Origin of the sequence: Streptomyces sp. RP5T (genome assembly GCF_003933965.1) — a bacterium.
In the GTDB taxonomy this organism is placed as follows: Bacteria; Actinomycetota; Actinomycetes; order Streptomycetales; family Streptomycetaceae; genus Streptomyces.
On record NZ_RSAJ01001116.1, the window covers coordinates 1 to 1,212 of the forward strand.

Below are 1,212 nucleotides of genomic sequence, written 5' to 3' on the forward strand. Positions count from 1 at the left end.
CGCCAGGGAGCTCTTTGGCGTCGTAGCTCTCAGGTATTACGGGTATCACCGGGGGGCGGAGCGGACCGCCGTGGCCGCGTCACCACGCCAGCTGTGCGATCTCCTCCGCCACCACCGCGCACGCGTCCGCCGCCGGGTCGATCAGGGGGAAGTGGCCGACGTCCTCCAGCAGGGTCAGGCCCACCACCTCGCCCGCCTTCGCCGCCGCGTCCGCGTAGGCCTCGGCGACCGCCTGCGGGACGACCGTGTCGGTGCGGCCCTGGACGAGGGTGGTCGCGATGCCGGTGGGCAGCAGCAGGGCGGGGTCGGCGTACGCCAGGCGCGCGCTGAACCCCTCCTCGCCGCCCAGGAGTTGACGGCACGCCCCGCCGCACACCTCCAGCTTGTCGGCGACCGTGAAGTCGGCGATCGGGGCGAGGGCGACGACCCCGCGCAGGGGTGCCGGTCCCTCGATGCGCCACGCGGCGTCGGCCGGCAGGAGGTGCCGGGCCGCGGCCCACAGCGCGAGGTGGCCGCCCGCGGAGTGGCCGGTGACCACCATGCGGCGCGGGTCGGCCTGCGGGAGGGACTCCCGCACCAGCCCGGGCAGCGCGTCCATCGCGGCGGCCACGTCGTCGAAGGTGTCCGGCCAGCGCCCGGCCACCGGCCCGGCGCCCCCCGTTCCAGCCCCCGCTGCGCCCTCGAACGCGGCACTCTGCGCCGGAAGGGACACTCCGCCCCGCCGGTACTCGACGTTGGCCACCGCGAAGCCCCGCCGGGCCAGGAAGTCCGCGAACGGTGTCACGTGCCGTCGGTCGTAGGGCGCGCGCCACGCGCCGCCGTGCAGGACGACGACCAGCGGCGCGAGACCGCCCCCGGGGGACACCGCCACGCGCGGGGCGTAGAAGTCGATCACCTGGTCGGGGTCGTCGCCGTAGGCCGCGGTGGCGTCGGGGGCGACCTCCGGGTGCGAGAAGGCCGACTCCTCCTCGGCCGCGGCACGGGCTTCCGCGGCGGCACGGGCTGCGGCGTCGTCCGGCATGCTCCAACCTCTCAGCGACGAAACGGATCTGACGGACCGTGAAATGCATCCTGGAAGGGATTCGGCCGTTGGCCGGGACGGTATCAGGCCCATGACGTGCGCGGACACGCGGATGTCACGCTCGGTAAGGGTTGGCGTGTCCGGGACGGACCCGGCCGCACGGCGGCGGCCGGGCGGGACCGCCCTCGCCG

The 1,212-nt window shown here is 75.6% G+C and carries 1 protein-coding gene; it reads right to left on the minus strand.

Going from position 1 to position 1,212, the window contains the following annotated elements:
- Positions 1-79 precede the first annotated feature (79 nt).
- Positions 80-1,021, minus strand: a complete 942-nt coding sequence (locus EHS43_RS44850) for an alpha/beta hydrolase (protein WP_125196086.1) — start codon at positions 1,019-1,021, stop codon at positions 80-82.
- Between the last annotated feature and the right edge of the window lie 191 nt (positions 1,022-1,212).